Below are 667 nucleotides of genomic sequence, written 5' to 3'. Positions count from 1 at the left end.
TTGAAGCGCGTCGTGATCGCGGTCGTGCTGCCGAACTGCACGTTGCCGGCGAAGTAGTTCGGGGCGGTACCGGCGGCGAAGTAGTTCCAGCGGCCGGCCGCGCTGGCGATGTTCGACCAGAAGCCGAAGTTGTTCGTGCCGCCGGTCAGCGTCGCTTCGACGGCGAAGCCGTACTGGTTCGTGATCGTGCTGCCTGCGCCCTTCGCTACCGGGTCCACTTGGAAGTGGGCGACGCTCGTGACCGTGAACGTCGTCGCCTGCGTCGTCATGACGCTACGGAAGCCGCGCGCCGCAACGGTCGTGCCCGAGGGGATCGTCGACGTCAACAGGGCACCGTTCGCGGTCGTGCTGCCCGCGCTATCGGACAGGTCGCGCTGCAGGTGCAGCCCGGCGGTAGTCCATGGGTTGCCGCCCACGCCGACCCGCCCGTCGGCGGTGACGGGCAGGAAGGCCTTGTAGTTCGTCAGGTCGCTGTCGACGCCCTGGATCTCGATGCTGAACGTCACCAGCGCGGCGAGGAAGGCGTCCGCGCGAATGGCAAAGTTCGTGGGGTCGGTCCGCTTGGGCGGTTCCGGGAGAACGGTCACAGGCATGTCAGATCAGCCCCTCGATTTCCAGGTTGCAGTAGTTGAGCGTGGGGTAGGCCACGTCCACGTTGAAGTCGCGG

Annotated in this window: 1 protein-coding gene; it reads right to left on the bottom strand. The window is 66.7% G+C overall.

Translation table 11 applies throughout. The features are described from left to right. On the bottom strand, positions 1-593 hold a 593-nt coding region (locus D3A59_RS04195; protein ID WP_205665113.1), incomplete at its 3' end, for a hypothetical protein. Positions 594-667: the final 74 nt, after the last annotated feature.

Source organism: Caldimonas tepidiphila, from assembly GCF_003569765.1.
Lineage (GTDB): Bacteria > Pseudomonadota > Gammaproteobacteria > Burkholderiales > Burkholderiaceae_C > Caldimonas > Caldimonas tepidiphila.
The sequence above is the reverse complement of the archived record's forward strand: the minus strand, read 5'-3'. Positions and strand labels throughout refer to the sequence as shown.